This is a genomic window from Arthrobacter sp. 08Y14 (assembly GCF_002929455.1).
Taxonomy (GTDB): domain Bacteria; phylum Actinomycetota; class Actinomycetes; order Actinomycetales; family Micrococcaceae; genus Arthrobacter_B; species Arthrobacter_B sunyaminii.
Window position 1 is genome coordinate 182,069 of record NZ_PJIX01000003.1, and the last position, 14,908, is coordinate 196,976.

Genomic DNA, 14,908 nt, shown 5'->3' on the forward strand with positions numbered 1-14,908 from the left:
CCGGTCGCTGTCGGATTTGTTCAAGACACCCTGCAGGGCGCCGAGTAGGTTGAGGAAAACCTAGCCCAGGACGACACGTGGAGGGAATCATGGAAACAGCTTTGCAGGTGTGGCGCAGCCGCGCGGATTTGTTCAGCTCGGTGGCCGCCCGGACCAGTGATTGGAACGCGGCTACACCGTGCGCGGAATGGACTGCCCGAGACATCGTGGACCACGTGGTGTCTACCCAGCGGGAATTCCTGGACGAGCACGGACTCGCCGGCCGAATGCCCGACGGCGGTGATCCGGGGGAGATCTGGCGCAGCCATGAACGCCTCGTGTCCGGGCTGCTGGCCGATCCTGCCATCGCCGGGCGGGTATTTGACGGTTATTTTGGGCCCGATACCGTTGGCGGGACACTCGCCGGGTTTTACGGCGTCGACCTTATTGTGCACCGTTGGGATCTAGCGGTGTCCCAAGGGCTGGACGCCGAGCTTGCCGGCTCGGATCTGGAGGCCGTGGACGCTGCGATGGATGTGTTTGGCCGGCAGGCCTATGCGCCCGGGCTCTTCGGCCCGCCGGTTTTGGTTCCGGACGGCGTCGTCGACCGCTGCAGTCTGGTCCTCGCCCGGACCGGGCGGCGGGCTTATTAGGCCCGGACCAGGGGCTTTGTGCTGTCTCCTCTGGTTCGGCCCCCTAAAGCGAACCCACCGACGCCGGATCGGCCAGCAGCCCGGAGAACACGAGCTCGGCAGCACCCACGAGCAGGAGATCCGTGCCCAGGGCGGCGCGGCGGATGGACACTTTGCTGCCCAATCCGCCGATGGCACCGGCCGACACCCCGGACTCCAGACGGCCGGGGACGAAAGAGTGCAGCACGCCCAGGAAGCCGCCGAGCACGATGGTGCCCGGGTTGAAGATGTTCACGAAGTTGGTCAAGGCCTCCGCGAGCAGGTCCAGCTGCCGGTTGGCTTCGGCGATCAGCGCGGGGGAGCTGTTCTGCGTCATGGCGTCTTCGAGCTGGTCCTGATCAGCATGGTTCAGCCCCAAAAGCGCCAGCAGCCTGCCCAGGCTGACCTCCGTTTCCAGACAGCCGCGGCGCCCGCAATGGCAGGGTGTGCCTCCGGGGGTCACCACGGTGTGGCCGAGTTCCCCGGCGAAGCCCGCCGCCCCGCGGAGCGGAACGCCGCCCACCATTGCGCCGCCGCCGATGCCGCTGGCGCTGCCGTTGAGATACACGACGTCGGACGCTCCCACCGCTGCGCCGAACAGGCTTTCGGCCAGGGAGCCGAGATTGGCATCATTTGCGGCGCGAGCCGGTAATCCCAGGCCGGTGCTCAGGGCTGCCGCGAGGGGCTCGTTGGACCACTGCAGGTGCGGGGCGAGCAGGACGGAACCGTCGGTGCTGTTGACCAGTCCCGGCACGGCTGCACCCACTCCGATTACCCGGGTCATGCCCGCCAGCTCGGTCTGCATGCCTTCGACCACTGCCTTGGAAATGTTGACGGTCTCCGTCACCGAAGGCAGGGACCCGGCGTCGTACCGGACCCTGCGGTGGACCTTGCCGCCCAGCCCCACCACGCCCACCGTGACCGCATCGACGTCGGGATGCACGGAAATGGCCGCAATGCGATCGTTCGCGTGAACCAGCGGACTGGGCCGGCCCACCCGTTTGAGGGCCGGCGGCTCCGTCTCATACGCGAGTCCCAGTTCGCTGAGTTCGGCCACGAGCGCGCCCACGGTGGAACGGTTGAAACCGCACAGGCGGGTCAGATCGGCACGGGAGAGCGGTCCGCGGCGGTGCAGGAGGGTCAGGACACGGGAGAGGTTCTGCGCGCGGATACTCTCCGTGCCGGAGGGGGTGCCGTTGTGCATGCTCTGCCGTTTCTGCCGGGAAGTTGTTTGTCTGCGTTGTTCCGGACCGCAAACCGGACCGTTTCTCAGCGTAACCCCATGTGGACGCGGATGTCCGGTTTTGTTGTGCGGCGACAGAAATATGGTCCAAGGAGGGTTGAGAGTCCGCGTTTAAGGAAGCAGAAGGCATTGACAGCTGAGCCTGGGAGCCATAAGTTGTTGTTCCCAACTAATATCGGCTTTTGGAGTGAACTGTGACAACGACGCCCTCACCTTCCGACCGCTTTACCTTTGGCCTCTGGACAGTGGGCTGGACCGGCAATGACCCGTTCGGTGTTCCCACCCGTGCGGAGCTGGATCCGGTGGAGGCCGTCCACCGGCTCGCCGATCTGGGCGCGTACGGCATCACGTTCCACGACAATGACCTGATTCCGTTCAACGCCACGGCCTCCGAAAGCGAGCAGATCCTCAAGAACTTCCGGGCAGCCTTGGCCGAAACCGGCCTCAAGGTTCCCATGGTCACCACCAACCTCTTCAGCCATCCGGTGTTCAAGGACGGCGGTTTCACCTCCAATGACCGCTCCATCCGCCGTTTCGCGCTGCGCAAGGTCATGGCCAACATGGACCTGGCCGCGGAAATGGGTGCTGAAACCTTCGTCATGTGGGGCGGACGTGAGGGGTCCGAGTATGACGGCTCCAAGGATTTTGCCGCCGCCTACGACCGGATGAAGGAAGGCGTCGACATCGTCGCCGGCTACGTCAAGGAGAAGGGCTACAACCTGCGCCTGGCGCTGGAGCCCAAGCCCAACGAACCCCGCGGCGACATCTTCCTGCCCACCGTCGGCCACGCGCTGGCCTTCATCAACGAGCTGGAGCACGGCGACATTGTGGGCCTGAACCCGGAAACCGGCCATGAGCAGATGGCCGGGCTGAACTTCAACCACGGCATCGCCCAGGCACTGTGGGCCGGCAAGCTCTTCCACATTGACCTCAACGGGCAGAAGTCCATCAAGTTCGACCAGGATCTGGTGTTTGGCCACGGCGACCTGACCAGCGCCTTCTTCACGGTGGACCTGCTCGAAAACGGTTTCCCCAACGGCGGCCCGCACTACGAAGGTCCCCGCCACTTCGACTACAAGCCTTCCCGCACCGAAGGCTATGACGGTGTGTGGGAATCCGCGAAGGCCAACATGTCCATGTACCTACTGCTCAAGGAGCGTGCCCTCTCCTTCCGCGAAGACCCCGAGGTCCAGGAAGCGCTGACGACCTCCGGTGTATTCGAGCTGGGCCAGTCCACGCTCGATGCCGGGGAAAGCACCGCGGACCTCCTGGCCGACACTTCGTCCTTCGAAGACTTCGACGCAGACAAGGCGGCCGAACGCTCCTTCGGATTTGTCCGGTTGAACCAGCTCGCGCTGGAACACCTCATGGGCGCCCGCTAAAGAGCCGCCGTGCTGCTGCCACCGGGTCCGTTGCCACGGGCCCGGCGGTGCAGTGTCGAAAAAGAGTTGCACCCAAACTATGAAAGGTACCGCCATGGCACTGGTCGCCGGAGTGGACAGCTCCACTCAGTCCTGCAAAGTGGTCATTCGGGATTCCGCCACCGGCGCCCTGATCCGCTCCGGAACCGCACGGCATGCCGAGGGCACCGAAATCGATCCCGAAATCTGGTGGCGGGCCCTGCAGGAAGCGATCCAGGCTGCGGGCGGGCTCGACGACGTCGAGGCCGTGGCGGTCTCCGGCCAGCAGCACGGCATGGTGTGCCTCGACGAGGACGGCGCGGTGGTCCGCCCGGCCTTGCTGTGGAACGACGTGCGTTCCGCGGCGGCGGCAGACAAGATGGTCTCCGAGGCCGGACCCGACGGCGCGGCCTACTGGGCGGAAGAGACCGGCACCGTGCCGGTGGCCTCGATTACTGCGGCCAAGCTGCGCTGGCTGGCGGAGAATGAACCGGCAAATGCTGCCCGCACGGCCGCGGTCTGCCTGCCGCACGACTGGCTGAGCTGGCGGCTGGCCGGCTACGGACCCGGCAGCGGCCGCGCCGGGCTCGAGGCACTGCGCACCGACCGCTCGGACGCGTCAGGAACCGGCTACTGGTCACCGGCCACCGGCGAATACCTTCCCGCCGTGCTGGAACAGACTCTGGGGCACGTACCGCTGCTGCCTCGGGTGCTTGGGCCGCTGGAAGCGGACCAGCGGACGCCGTCGGGCGCTCTCATTGCACCGGGCAGCGGGGACAACGCCGGTGCCGCCCTGGGCGTGGGAGCCGGGGTAGGCGACGTCGTCGTGTCCGTAGGTACTTCCGGCACCGTGTTTGCGGTGACCGACGATCCTTCCGCCGACGCCACCGGTCTGGTGGCCGGATTTGCCGATGCCACCGGCCATTTCCTGCCGCTAACCGCCACGCTTAATGCCTCACGGGTCCTGGATGCCACCGCGGCGCTGCTGTCAGTGGACCTTCCGGAACTGACCCGGCTCGCATTGACGGCCCCGGACGGCGCCGGCGGGCTGAGCCTGGTGCCGTACTTTGAAGGGGAACGGACCCCGAACCTTCCCGACGCCACGGGATCGCTGGACGGAATGACCCTGGCCAACTTCACGCGGGAGAATCTGGCGCGCGCCGCCGTCGAAGGCATCGCCTGTTCCCTGGCAGACGGCTTGCAGGCGCTGCGAAACCTGGGCATTGAAGCCCGCCGGGTCATCCTGGTGGGCGGAGGGGCCCGCTCCGAAGCGCTCCAGCACGCCGTTTCTGCAGTGTTCGGCCTGCCCGTTACCGTGCCCTCCCCAGGGGAGTATGTGGCAGACGGGGCCGCGCGGCAGGCGGCCGCCGTGCTCACCGGTGCTTGGCCGGAGTGGACGGCCGCGAGCGAATCCGTGGTGAACGCAGACGCCGCGCCGCAGGTTCTGGCACGATACCGGCAGGCCGCGGCCAAGACAGGGTGACATCGGCCCCTGCGCCCTGCGTGCGGTGCGTCCGGTAGGTTTGGGCGCATGAAACTTTGGGGGCAGGCAGTACTAAGGGGTGGAGTTCCGCTCATCATCATGTCGGGAATCTCCGTCGCGCTTTACGCACAGGGAGAAGCGGACGATGGGCGCGGCACGCTGTTCGCCGCGCTCGTTTTCGGCGTCGTAGCGGCAGCATCCGTTATTTACGACGTCGAGAGGTGGACGCTCGGCCGGCAAACGGTGGTTCACTTTGCCGTGATGATCGGAACCGTCCTGCCGCTGCTCTTTCTCAGCGGCTGGTACCCCACCCGGACGGCCGCGGACTATTTCGCCATTGTGGGGATGTTCCTGCTGGTGGGGCTCGTGCTCTGGACTGCCGCATTTGTCGTGTTTGGCGTGCTGGTTCCCCGGTTCCAGGCGCGGTCCATGCGTGATCGGGTGCCTCACTAAGCCCCTGTTAGGCCGAATTAGGCCGACTTTCTGAAATTTCGTAAACAATTCTGGAATCCTTGTAATTGATCTGGATTTACGTAAATATTGGGCATGGCCAGAGAACAAGATGCCGGACGGGAAGCCCTCGAGGCCCGGCTGGAAGCACTGGAGACGAGGCTTGGCGCTCTCGAGCAGCAGGTTGAGTCGCGGCAGCAATCGCCGGACGCAGACCCAACGGACGTCTTCTGGGCACTCAACGGACTGCGGGACCGCTACCCCGATCCCGGTGCCGTTCTTTTCGCCGGCACCGCCAGCACTGCGGGCGGTGCGCGCTATGAGTATCAATACGGACTGGAAACCGGGCATCTGCTCGACGTCGACTGGACCCAATTCGCCGACTCGCTGGCCTCGCTGGGACATCCTGTCCGGCTGGCTGTCCTGCGGGCGGTCCTCGGCGGAACAGAAACCGTGGCCGGCCTGGTGGACGATCTGGGGCTGGGAACCTCAGGCCAGATGTACCACCACATCCACCAACTGACGGCCGCCGGCTGGCTGACGCCGCACGCCCGGTCCCGCTATGCGATTCCCCCGGCACGGGTCATTCCGCTGCTGGCCATTCTGACCGCTGCCTCCGGAGGTAACTGAAATGGGAAATCAACGACGAAAGATCCTGGGGATCCTGACCGCGGCCGCGGTCCTGGCCTGCGGGCTCCTGGCCGCACCCTGGACGCCTCGGTTGTCTTCCGATATCTCCGGGGACAGAGCCTTGGCCGAAGCCGTCCGGCCCCTTCTGCAGAAACCTGCCCACCAGGTCAGCGTGGTCTATCTTGAGGACGGCACTGCCAAGTTCGCCGGATTCGGAGCCGACGAACACACCGAATTCGAAATTGGCTCGATATCCAAGACCTTCACGGCAGCGCTGCTGGCCGACGCCGTCGAGCGCGGTGAGTTGACCCTGGAGACGACCGTCGCGGACATCCTGGGGCCTGATCTGGCCGACTCTGACGCCGAAATCGGCACAGTCACCCTGGCGGAGCTGGCGAGCCACCGCTCCGGGCTTCCCCGCCTGGCTACCGATCCGGGGTCTCTGGTCTTCGCTTTTCTGGGGGTGGCTTTGCACCGCGATCCGTATCCGGCCTCACCGGCCGCAATTCTGGAGCACGCCCAGTCGGCCCCGGTGGGCGGGCGGGGCAGCGTGAGCTACTCCAACCTCGGCTACGCCTTCCTGGGCCAACTCCTCGCCAAAGCAGCCGGCATGAGTTACGCCGATCTGCTCCAGCAGCGCATCCTGGATCCCCTGGATATGAAGGACACGTATGCGCCGGTGACAGCGGACAACCTGCGGCCAGATGCCCCGACCGGCCGAAGCGCCGGCGGGCTGGGCCAGGGAGCCTGGACAGGCAACGGCACGGCTCCGGCCGGCGGAATCCGCTCAACCGCTGCCGACATGGCGCGGTACACCCAGGCGATGCTGGCGGGCACCGCACCGGGTTCAAAGGCTCTCGATCCGCAGTGGGATGCCGGCGACGGCGAACAGGTGGGACTGGCCTGGTTCACCCAGGTCTCATCCGAAGCACCCGACCGAGCTGTGACGTGGCACAACGGTATGACCGGCGGGTTCGCTGCCATGGCGGCACTGGAGCGCGACGCCGGACGGGCGGTGCTCATCTTCTCCAATGTGGCAACAGGCCAGGAAGAAGCCGCCCTGACCCTGCTGAAGGAGGGCATCTGATGGCCTTCTCCCTCCTCTCTTGGCTGCTGGCCGGAGTTCTGGCCGTGACCTGCCTGTCCGTGGCCCGGTCCGCGTGGAACTTTGGCGGACGGGGTCCCGGCATCAGCCGGATGGCGCTGCTGTCCAGCCTTCTGGAGACAGTAGCAACCGCGGCATTCTTCCGGCTGGTGGTGCCGTGGAGTCCTGGCACAATACTGCTGTGGGTGGTGGCCATGGTTGCTCTGGCAGTGGCCGTCGCCGGAGCGGTCATCCGCTGGCCGGAGCTGCCGTCGCATGCCGGGCTGCTGGACTTCGAGGAATCCGAACCCGGCACCACGGAATCCGACAGCCCCGAGCCCGGCAGCGGAGTCACGCTCCGGACCAAGCCGTCGCGAAAGGTGAAGAAGAAGTCCAAGAAGAAGGAACCCGGACGGACGGCAGTGGCAGTGCGCGCGGGCGTGCTGGCCGCCGTCGTCGTTCTCTCCTTTGCCGTGGGGTAGGCAGTTAGCCGGCGGCAGTCATCTCGCGCAGGAAGTGTACGGCAGCGAGGTCGTCCTCGGCACCGCCGCCCTCGTGCCCGTTGAACGGCCACGCCGTGATCTGCTTGGGCCCGGCATAGGCGTTGTACGCGGCATACACGGTGGACGGGGGAGTGGTGGTATCCATGAGGCCGGCACTGAACAGAGCCGGAACCGTAGCCTGGGCGGCGAAGTTCACGCCGTCGAAATAGCGCAGCGTATTCTGCGCCCGCCCGGCCTCGGTACGGTGGACGGCGAGGAAATCACACACTTCGCGGTAGGGGTACGCATCGGTGATCTGCAGGGCGCGCGGAAAATCAGACAGGAACGGCACCCGCACCACGGCGCCCCGCAGGTCCGGGCAAAGTCCGGCAACAGCCAGGGCGACGCCGCCGCCCTGGCTGATCCCGGTCACCGCCACCCGGTCCGGGTCCACCACGGTCAGTTCGCGGGCGGCCTGAACAGCCCGGACGGCATCGGTAAACAACCGGCGGTAATAGTAGGTCTGCGGATCCAGGATGCCGCGGGTCATCACGCCGGGAACCTGCGGTCCGCCGCTGCCGGCACCGTCCGGCGTCGCCCCCTTGCTCCAGGAAGCACCCTGGCCGCGCGTGTCCATGTGCAGGTGGGCAAATCCGGCGCCAGCCCACAAGAGGTTCTCGTGCGCTTCGCCGCGCCCGCCGCCGTAACCGACATACTCCACCACGCAGGGCAGCGGCCCGGCGGCCCCGTGCGGCACCCGCAGCCAGGCCCGCACCGGTTCACCATTCCAGCCGGCGAACTGCACGTCGTACACGTCGATCGCTTCCAGCACCGTGGGCTCCGCAGCGACCTGAAGGTCCAGAGGGTGCGAGCGTGCCTGTGCCAGGGTTTCGGACCAGAAATCGGTGAAGTCCTCGGGACGGGTCTGGGTGGACGTGTAGGCCGCGAGCTGGTCAGCGGGCAGGTCGGAATACATGCGGTAAGCCTAGCGGGTGACCCGGACATCACAGTGCAGCCGCCGGGTGTGGTCCACCGGCCGCCATGGCCGGGATGCCGAACCGGGTTGGCAGCAACGATGCGCGGCTGTGTGCGCATCAGGGACAGGGCGCCGACGGCGGCATCCACGGGTTTGGTGCCGAAGGGCCGGGTCAGCTGGCCCAGACCGTGCGGCAGGATTTCGACCAGATCCGGTGCCGGGGTCATGTCGTGCTGGTGCGGGGCCACTTCGCCGCCCTCGCTGGAAACCCCCACCCGGGGAGCGGGCTGAAGGACGTTAGCGCTCCGGCAGTTCGGCCTCGGTAGCGGTGCGGGCTGCGGCATCGGGCTGGTCTGCAGTGTCCGGCTCCGGTGAAGCGGCTGCGCCTTCCAATGTCGCCGGGCCGCCCCGCCGGTAGGCCGGCGTGGCGATCGCAAGAACCAGGAACATGACGGCGCAGCAGGCAATGATCACGCCGGACATGGCAAGCGCCCCGCCGCCGAACACGCCCACGAGGGGGCTGACGACGCCGGCCACGCCCACCTGCAGCGCACCGATCATGGCTGCGGCCGAACCGGCCATGTGGCCGTAGTTGCCCAGCGCGATGACGGTGGCGTTGGCCGCGATCAGCCCGTGCATGCCCAGCACCAGCCAGAGTCCGGCGGCCAGCCCAAAGACTCCGCCGATCCCGGTGATGACCACGACAGGCAGCAGCAGGGACAGCCCCAGAATTACCGGCACGGTCACCCGGAGGATGCGGGTGGGCGAGGAGCGGTGGACCAGGGCGGCGTTGACCTGGGCGGAGATGACCATGCCGGCGCCGTTGATGGCGAACACCAGGGCATACTGGCCCGGCGTCAGGCCGTATTCATCCTGGAACACGAACGGCGAACCCACCACATAGCTCATGATGACGGCCATGCCCAGGCCGGGGATGAATGCCAGGGCCAGGAAATGCCGGTCCCGCAGCAGCACCTTGTAGCCGCGGAAGACGCTCGGACCCCCACGGGTGCGCCGGCGCTCCGCAGGCAGTGTTTCGGGCATGAACCGCCAGACAATAAGGACCAGCACCAGCCCGATGAGGGCGAGGGCAACAAAAACCGCCCGCCACTGCCAGATGCCGGCCACCGCCTGGCCGATGGTTGGTGCCAGCAGCGGTGCCAGCCCGATGACCAGCATCAGCCGCGACAGCAGCCGGGCGGCATCCGAACCGACAAAGCGGTCCCGGATGACGGCGATCGCCACCACGCCGGCCGCCGCATTGAAGAATCCCTGCAGCACCCGCAAGCCGATCAGCGTTCCGATTCCGGGCGCCACGGCACACAGCAGCGAAACAATGACGTGAAGGCTGATGCCGATCAGCAGCGGCAGGCGGCGTCCGAACCGGTCCGAGAAGGGACCGATCACCAGCTGTCCGACGGCAGCGCCAATCAGGGTGCCCGACATGGTGAACTGGGCTGCGGCCTGGCTGGTGTTCAGCTCCGAGGCAACGGTTGGCAGCGATGGCAGGTACATGTCCGTGGTGACCGCCGGAAGCGCCGCGAGGGCACCAAGCATCAGGATGTACTTGATCCCTGGACGGTAGCTGGGGCGGACGCCCGGGGTCCTGGGGGAAGTGCTCAACGGGTTCCTTCGAAGTGTGTGGGGGAGAGGGTGTGGAGAGTGGCGGAAAAATGTGCGCGCAGGCAACAAACTCCCCGTCCAGCCTAGGCGCCTAGGGTGCAGCGGAACAAGGGTGCCGGGCAGTGGCGTGCACCACTGACGGCCGGAATCCTGTGCTTCTGAGCGGCCAAGGTTTAGCCGCACCCGGCAGGAGTTAGGGCTGCCGTTCGGCCCGCAGCTGCACGGTGTCCAGAAAGGCTTGCACCATGAGCGGATGATCCAGGCCGAGCGCCACCTCGATGACCGGTACGGGTCCGGCGTCGCCGTGGTGCTCACTTTCTCCCGGCTGCAGCCGCCGGTCCACCAGTGTCTGGCCGCGGCTGTGCCCGGAGAGTTCCACCCGTACCGGGTACCGCAGCAGCTCCACCGTCTGCGGAACGGCAACGAGGCAGGCAGCTCCGGCGTCGCCGATGGTTACCGGCTTCGGATCGGTTCCGCCGCCGCGGAGCCCGCCCACGGTGAGGATATCTCCGACCAGACGGACGCCGTCGTCGTTGGACCGGGCGAGCGGAAGGTACTGTGCGGGTTCCAGCGTCGCCTGGACAAACACGTCCAAGCCGTACATGACGGTGGGAATGCCGCTGTGGATCACCATGGCCAGGGCTTCGGGGTCATGCCAGGCGTTGAACTCGGCATGTGAGGTTGCGTTGCCGATGCCGGCCGAGCCGCCCATGAACACGATGCGGTCCAGTTTGCGGGCCGTGGCGGGGTAGGCCCGCAGGAACAGCGCCACGTTGGTTAACGGCCCGAGTGCCAGCAGTGTTACGGGAACCGGAGAGTCCTCAACGGTGCGGTGCAGCAGTTCGACGGCGGCCATGGCTGCGGGGGAGTGCGGGCTGCGCGGAAGCTCGAGTCCGCCCAATCCGTTGGCGCCGTGGAAGGCGTGGGCGTTCCGGGGCTCGTTGAGCAGCGGCCGCTCCGCACCCCGGGCCACGGGAACGCTGCCGGCTCCGGCGGCATGCAGCACGTCCAAGGTGTTCCGAACCACCTGGTCCACATCGGTGTTGCCGGCCACGCAGGTCACGGCCAGCAGGTCGATCCGCGGGTCGCGGGCCAGGAACACCAGTGCCAGGGCATCGTCCATTCCGGTGTCGACGTCGGCGATTACGGCTGCGGGAACGGCAGCGTTTTCGGGGGCGGGATTCATCAGTGCTCCGTCGGGTTTGGGATTTTCAGTCTAGCCAGCGTCCCGCTGGTCATTGACCGTGAAACAGGCACGTTTCACACTGGGAGGAACCCGGCGCGGCAGGTCCGGCCGCTGGCTCCGCAACCGTGAGAAGGCCCCTCCCATGGATCAGAGATTTCGAAATTACACCGACTGGCAGGACACCGCCGACACCCTGCATCTGTTCCTGCAGATGGCCGGAAAGGTGAAGCTGGGGCGCAGCTACAAACGGCCGGAGTGGGCGCACGTCCGGATGGACTGCACCATTCAGGGCATCGGCACCGGCATCATTCCGGCGGATGCCTGCAACTTTGAGATTTACTTCAACCTTGCGCAGCATCACGTGGACGTGCAGAACAGCCTGGGCGCGCGGGTACGAATACCGCTGGTGGACGGACTCAGCGTCGCGGATTTTTACGGGCAGCTCATGGAGGCGCTGGAGGTCGCAGGGACTCCCACGCCGATCAACACGGCTCCGCAGGAGTTCCACGATCCCGTTCCTTTTGACCAGGACGCCAAGCATCATTCCTATGACCGGGAAGCTGTGGAACTTTTTCTGGCGAACCTGCAGTTCGCCTACCGGTGCCTGGCCGGCTTCCTCGCCCCGATGCGCGGGAAGGTGGACATGCCGGCGTACTGGTTCGGCACCATGGACCTCTCCGGCAACGTCTTCAGCGGGCAGCCGGCACCGTATTCGGGTACGGATGTGATTGGAAGGAACGGTTTCGACGAGAAGTTCTTCGAAGTGGGATTCTGGCCCGGCGACACCAAGAACAATGCGCCGTCGTTCTACGCATTGCCCTATCCGTTCCTGGCGGACATCGGCACCTACGGATCCCTGCTGGAACCGTCTATGGCCCAGTTTTTACCTGAGGAGAGCGAGTTTGTGCTGCGGCTGGAGGATGCTTTTGCCTCGCCTGACCCGCAAAAGGCGGTGGAGGACTTCTTCCGCTCCAGCTTCGGAATCCTGCAGCGGGTGGACCGCTGGAAGGATTTGGACTGGATCACGGAACCGTTGACCTACGGGAAGCAGCCCCCGCGGTCCGGCGGCGGAAGCTAGCGGACATAGGGACGCAGCGGCTGTTCCAGAGCACCCTCGCGCAGCAGCTTGAGCCGGATCCGCCGGGCAGTTTCCATGTGTGCCCGGGCCAGTTCGCGGGCGGCCTCAACATCTTGCCGGTCGATGGCAGCGATGAGTGCCTCATGTTCGTCCAAAGCGTCATCCCACCGCTGGTCTACGGAGAGCGTGGGGCGGGGGGGCATGAATCAGATGGGTGGAGAGACGTTCCAATAGATCGGTCAGAACCGGGTTATGCGCGCACTCCCAGACGGCGGCATGGAACTCCAGGTTGGTGGTGATCCGGGTGTGGTCATCCGGACTCGAGAGTTTGCGGTCCCGTTCCAGCAGAGCCTCCAGCCGCATCAAGTCGGTGAACTGCCGTGACCGGGCCGCCTGCTCAGCGGCCTCCTCCTCCGCGCCATCGGCGCCAGGATGGCCAAATGAAGGAAGACGAACTGGCCGAGGAATCTGTGTGACCGGACATCGTGCATTGAACGGCTAACAAAAGAAGGGACCGGCAATCGCCGGTCCCTTCTTCGCTTGCCATGCGTCCTCACATCCCCGGGCGCGTTGCGGTAAAAGCGAAATCCAAAAGTTCATCTCCGGTTTCCTTGCTTTCGTTTAATCCCCGTAGGTACTGTGGCGCCATCACAGCACGCCGACGGAGCAACGTTGCCCTCCGGATGGGAATGAACGAATGAGGGATTTCGGCAGGGTGGATAGGTGAGCGTTCCTGGAGTTGTGCCAACGGAACTCCGCACCAGGCGGAAGCGGACACATCCGCAGGCGGCCCGCACCACTGACCGGGGCAGCATCAAAGCCTGGTGGTACCTGCTGCCCGCGCTGCTGGTCTTCGCCGCATTCCTGTTTTATCCGCTGGGACGCTCGGTGTTCCTTTCTTTTCAAGGGAGTGATCTTTTTGGGCGGCCCTCGGGATTTGTTGGCCTGGACCAGTACCTAAGGTTGTTTACGGACGGCGGATTTCGGACCGTCATGCTGGTGACCCTGGGTTTCACTGTCCTCACGGTGGTCCCGTCCATTGTGCTGGCCCTTGTCCTTGCATTGCTGCTGCACCAGAAAATAAAGGCGGTGCGCTTTTTCCGCACCGCCTTCGCCCTTCCGTTCGCCTATTCAGTGGCCACTGCCTCCGTGATCTTCGGCGTCATGTTTAATCAGGCCACCGGGGTGCTTAACGGCATGTTGGCGTTCTTCGGTGTGGAACGGGTGGGCTGGCTGACCGATCCGGCATGGGCTTTGCTGTCAGTGTCGCTGGCCACCGTATGGATGCAGCTTGGCTACAACCTGCTGGTCCTCTCCGCCGGGCTCGGCGCCGTGTCTGAAGACATTGTTGAGGCTGCCCGGCTCGACGGCGCCCACGGATGGCGGATGCAGCGCTCCATCATCATGCCGCTGCTGACCCCGCAGCTGTTCTTCCTGCTGGTGACCGGAACCATCCACGCACTGCAGAGCTTTGGCCAGATCCACATCCTCACCAGGGGCGGCCCGCAGGACAGCACCACCACGCTGGTGTACTCCATCTACGAGCAGGCCTTTGCGAACAACAACTCCAACTTTGGCTACGCCTCCGCGCAGGCCGTGGTGCTGCTCATCATCGTGGTGGTGGTGTCCGTGATTCAATTCGGCATCCTGGAGCGGAAGGTGTTTTACCGGTGAGCCGCACAGCAACCCCCTCCGCAGCCGGATCGGCCACCCGCAGCGGTGCCGGAAACCTCACCCCGCCGGGAAACGCAGGCACACCGCGGCGCGGCCGCCGTCCCCTCACCCTGGGCCGTGTCCTGACGTATCTGGCGCTCTCAGCCGGCGCCGTCGTCGTGCTCTTCCCGGTCTATTTTGGTTTTGTCGGATCCTTCATGGGACCCGGGGACATCAATTCCTACCCTGCTTCGCTGTGGCCGTTTGACGGCTTCCGGGTTGAAAACTTCACCGGAGCCCTAAGCAGTATTCCGCTGGGGCGTCAGTACGTGAACTCGGTGGTCATGGCCGGCCTCATCACGCTGGGCCAGCTGGTTACCTCCCTGCTGGCCGCCTATGCGCTGGTGTTCCTCAAGGTCCGCTGGCGCTCCTTCTGGTTCGCTCTGTTCCTGTGCAGCATGATGGTGCCGTCTGAGGCCATCATCATCCCGAACTACCTGACGATGAGCTCGCTGGGACTGATCAACACCACACCCGCGCTCGTGCTGCCGTTCCTGGCCCACGGGTTTGGCATCTTCCTGCTCCGCCAGGCGTTCCTGTCCTTCCCCGTGGAACTGTGGGAGGCATCGCGGATTGACGGTGCCGGGCACTTCCGGTTCCTGGTCTCCGTGCTGGTGCCGCTGTCCAAGCCGACGCTGGCCGCCCTGGGCATCTGGTCCTTCCTGTCTGCCTGGAATATGTACTTCTGGCCCCTGCTGGTGACCCAAACGCCCGAGATGCAGACCATCCAGATCGGCATCACGCAGCTGCGTTCAGCAGACAACTTCAATGCCGGGCTGGTTCTTGCCGGAACCGTGCTGGCCATCATTCCCACCCTGCTGCTGGTGATTTTCGGCCAGCGCTTCATTGTCCGCGGCCTCACCGCCGGTTCGCTCAAATGACGGCCCGATCATGTTCGACTGCGACAACC

16 protein-coding genes are annotated in these 14,908 nt (G+C 65.5%); 10 read left to right on the forward strand and 6 right to left on the reverse strand.

From position 1 onward, the window contains the following. Positions 1 to 89 precede the first annotated feature (89 nt). Entirely contained in the window at positions 90 to 632 is a 543-nt protein-coding gene (locus CXR03_RS13255) for a maleylpyruvate isomerase family mycothiol-dependent enzyme (protein ID WP_146070516.1), read from the forward strand. A 43-nt stretch (positions 633 to 675) separates the two neighbouring features. Here the strand turns inward: CXR03_RS13255 and CXR03_RS13260 are convergent, their stop codons facing one another. Then, positions 676 to 1,854 (reverse strand): ROK family transcriptional regulator, encoded by a 1,179-nt coding sequence (locus tag CXR03_RS13260; RefSeq protein ID WP_104104261.1) that lies wholly within the window; start codon positions 1,852 to 1,854, stop codon positions 676 to 678. Positions 1,855 to 2,087: 233 nt separating this feature from the next. Here CXR03_RS13260 and xylA point away from each other — a divergent pair, with 233 nt between their 5' ends. The 6 genes from xylA to CXR03_RS13290 all read left to right on the forward strand — a co-directional run bounded on the left by xylA (position 2,088) and on the right by CXR03_RS13290 (position 7,422). Further along, the gene (gene xylA / locus CXR03_RS13265) at positions 2,088 to 3,275 is read left to right on the forward strand and encodes a xylose isomerase (protein ID WP_104104262.1); all 1,188 of its coding nucleotides are present in this window, start codon (positions 2,088 to 2,090) and stop codon (positions 3,273 to 3,275) included. A gap of 94 nt (positions 3,276 to 3,369) precedes the next feature. Continuing rightward, a complete protein-coding gene (locus tag CXR03_RS13270; RefSeq protein WP_104104263.1) occupies positions 3,370 to 4,776 on the forward strand; it encodes a xylulokinase in 1,407 nt (468 codons plus the stop codon). Between the two features lie 48 nt (positions 4,777 to 4,824). After that, complete coding sequence (locus CXR03_RS13275; protein ID WP_104104264.1) at positions 4,825 to 5,229, forward strand: DUF3021 domain-containing protein; 405 nt, start codon at positions 4,825 to 4,827, stop codon at positions 5,227 to 5,229. Between the two features lie 93 nt (positions 5,230 to 5,322). After that, a complete protein-coding gene (locus CXR03_RS13280) occupies positions 5,323 to 5,856 on the forward strand; it encodes a helix-turn-helix transcriptional regulator (protein ID WP_104104265.1) in 534 nt (177 codons plus the stop codon). A 1-nt stretch (position 5,857) separates the two neighbouring features. Continuing rightward, positions 5,858 to 6,943: a serine hydrolase gene (locus tag CXR03_RS13285; RefSeq protein WP_104104266.1), complete on the forward strand. Its 1,086-nt coding sequence runs from the start codon at positions 5,858 to 5,860 to the stop codon at positions 6,941 to 6,943. Continuing rightward, positions 6,943 to 7,422 carry a hypothetical protein gene (locus CXR03_RS13290; protein ID WP_104104267.1) on the forward strand — a complete coding sequence of 160 codons (480 nt, stop codon included), beginning with the start codon at positions 6,943 to 6,945 and terminating at the stop codon, positions 7,420 to 7,422. Before CXR03_RS13285 ends, CXR03_RS13290 begins: the two co-directional genes overlap by 1 nt. A 4-nt stretch (positions 7,423 to 7,426) precedes the next feature. Here the strand turns inward: CXR03_RS13290 and CXR03_RS13295 are convergent, their stop codons facing one another. From CXR03_RS13295 to CXR03_RS13310, 3 genes are all read right to left on the reverse strand, one after another. After that, entirely contained in the window at positions 7,427 to 8,398 is a 972-nt protein-coding gene (locus CXR03_RS13295; RefSeq protein ID WP_104104268.1) for an acetylxylan esterase, read from the reverse strand. A 297-nt stretch (positions 8,399 to 8,695) separates the two neighbouring features. Beyond that, positions 8,696 to 10,021, reverse strand: coding sequence for a multidrug effflux MFS transporter (locus tag CXR03_RS13305; RefSeq protein ID WP_308470582.1), 1,326 nt, complete (start codon positions 10,019 to 10,021; stop codon positions 8,696 to 8,698). A gap of 193 nt (positions 10,022 to 10,214) precedes the next feature. Continuing rightward, complete coding sequence (locus tag CXR03_RS13310; protein ID WP_104104269.1) at positions 10,215 to 11,207, reverse strand: nucleoside hydrolase; 993 nt, start codon at positions 11,205 to 11,207, stop codon at positions 10,215 to 10,217. Positions 11,208 to 11,349: 142 nt separating this feature from the next. Between CXR03_RS13310 and CXR03_RS13315 the strand changes: the two genes are divergently transcribed. Continuing rightward, positions 11,350 to 12,285 carry a DUF5996 family protein gene (locus CXR03_RS13315; RefSeq protein WP_104104659.1) on the forward strand — a complete coding sequence of 312 codons (936 nt, stop codon included), beginning with the start codon at positions 11,350 to 11,352 and terminating at the stop codon, positions 12,283 to 12,285. On the opposite strand, the gene CXR03_RS18660 is transcribed toward CXR03_RS13315, so the two are convergent. Then, entirely contained in the window at positions 12,282 to 12,488 is a 207-nt protein-coding gene (locus CXR03_RS18660) for an FCD domain-containing protein (RefSeq protein ID WP_258073711.1), read from the reverse strand. The two genes, CXR03_RS13315 and CXR03_RS18660, sit on opposite strands and share 4 nt — an antisense overlap. Beyond that, positions 12,445 to 12,648: an FCD domain-containing protein gene (locus tag CXR03_RS18665; RefSeq protein ID WP_258073692.1), complete on the reverse strand. Its 204-nt coding sequence runs from the start codon at positions 12,646 to 12,648 to the stop codon at positions 12,445 to 12,447. Before CXR03_RS18665 ends, CXR03_RS18660 begins: the two co-directional genes overlap by 44 nt. Before the next feature lie 360 nt (positions 12,649 to 13,008). Between CXR03_RS18665 and CXR03_RS13325 the strand changes: the two genes are divergently transcribed. Further along, complete coding sequence (locus CXR03_RS13325; RefSeq protein WP_258073643.1) at positions 13,009 to 13,959, forward strand: carbohydrate ABC transporter permease; 951 nt, start codon at positions 13,009 to 13,011, stop codon at positions 13,957 to 13,959. Further along, positions 13,956 to 14,879 carry a carbohydrate ABC transporter permease gene (locus CXR03_RS13330; protein WP_258073644.1) on the forward strand — a complete coding sequence of 308 codons (924 nt, stop codon included), beginning with the start codon at positions 13,956 to 13,958 and terminating at the stop codon, positions 14,877 to 14,879. The genes CXR03_RS13325 and CXR03_RS13330 overlap by 4 nt, the downstream gene beginning before the upstream one ends. Positions 14,880 to 14,908: the final 29 nt, after the last annotated feature.

Bases quoted from the DNA above. Each gene is read 5' to 3' on its own strand.
- CXR03_RS13255 (WP_146070516.1), top strand. From the start codon at position 90: ATGGAAACAGCTTTGCAGGTGTGGCGCAGCCGCGCGGATTTGTTCAGC.
- CXR03_RS13315 (WP_104104659.1), top strand. From the start codon at position 11,350: ATGGATCAGAGATTTCGAAATTACACCGACTGGCAGGACACCGCCGAC.
- CXR03_RS13260 (WP_104104261.1), bottom strand. From the start codon at position 1,854: ATGCACAACGGCACCCCCTCCGGCACGGAGAGTATCCGCGCGCAGAAC.
- CXR03_RS13290 (WP_104104267.1), top strand. From the start codon at position 6,943: ATGGCCTTCTCCCTCCTCTCTTGGCTGCTGGCCGGAGTTCTGGCCGTG.
- CXR03_RS18665 (WP_258073692.1), bottom strand. From the start codon at position 12,648: ATGCGGCTGGAGGCTCTGCTGGAACGGGACCGCAAACTCTCGAGTCCG.
- CXR03_RS13310 (WP_104104269.1), bottom strand. From the start codon at position 11,207: ATGAATCCCGCCCCCGAAAACGCTGCCGTTCCCGCAGCCGTAATCGCC.
- CXR03_RS13275 (WP_104104264.1), top strand. From the start codon at position 4,825: ATGAAACTTTGGGGGCAGGCAGTACTAAGGGGTGGAGTTCCGCTCATC.
- CXR03_RS13270 (WP_104104263.1), top strand. From the start codon at position 3,370: ATGGCACTGGTCGCCGGAGTGGACAGCTCCACTCAGTCCTGCAAAGTG.
- CXR03_RS13285 (WP_104104266.1), top strand. From the start codon at position 5,858: ATGGGAAATCAACGACGAAAGATCCTGGGGATCCTGACCGCGGCCGCG.
- CXR03_RS13280 (WP_104104265.1), top strand. From the start codon at position 5,323: ATGGCCAGAGAACAAGATGCCGGACGGGAAGCCCTCGAGGCCCGGCTG.
- CXR03_RS13295 (WP_104104268.1), bottom strand. From the start codon at position 8,398: ATGTATTCCGACCTGCCCGCTGACCAGCTCGCGGCCTACACGTCCACC.
- CXR03_RS18660 (WP_258073711.1), bottom strand. From the start codon at position 12,488: ATGCCCCCCCGCCCCACGCTCTCCGTAGACCAGCGGTGGGATGACGCT.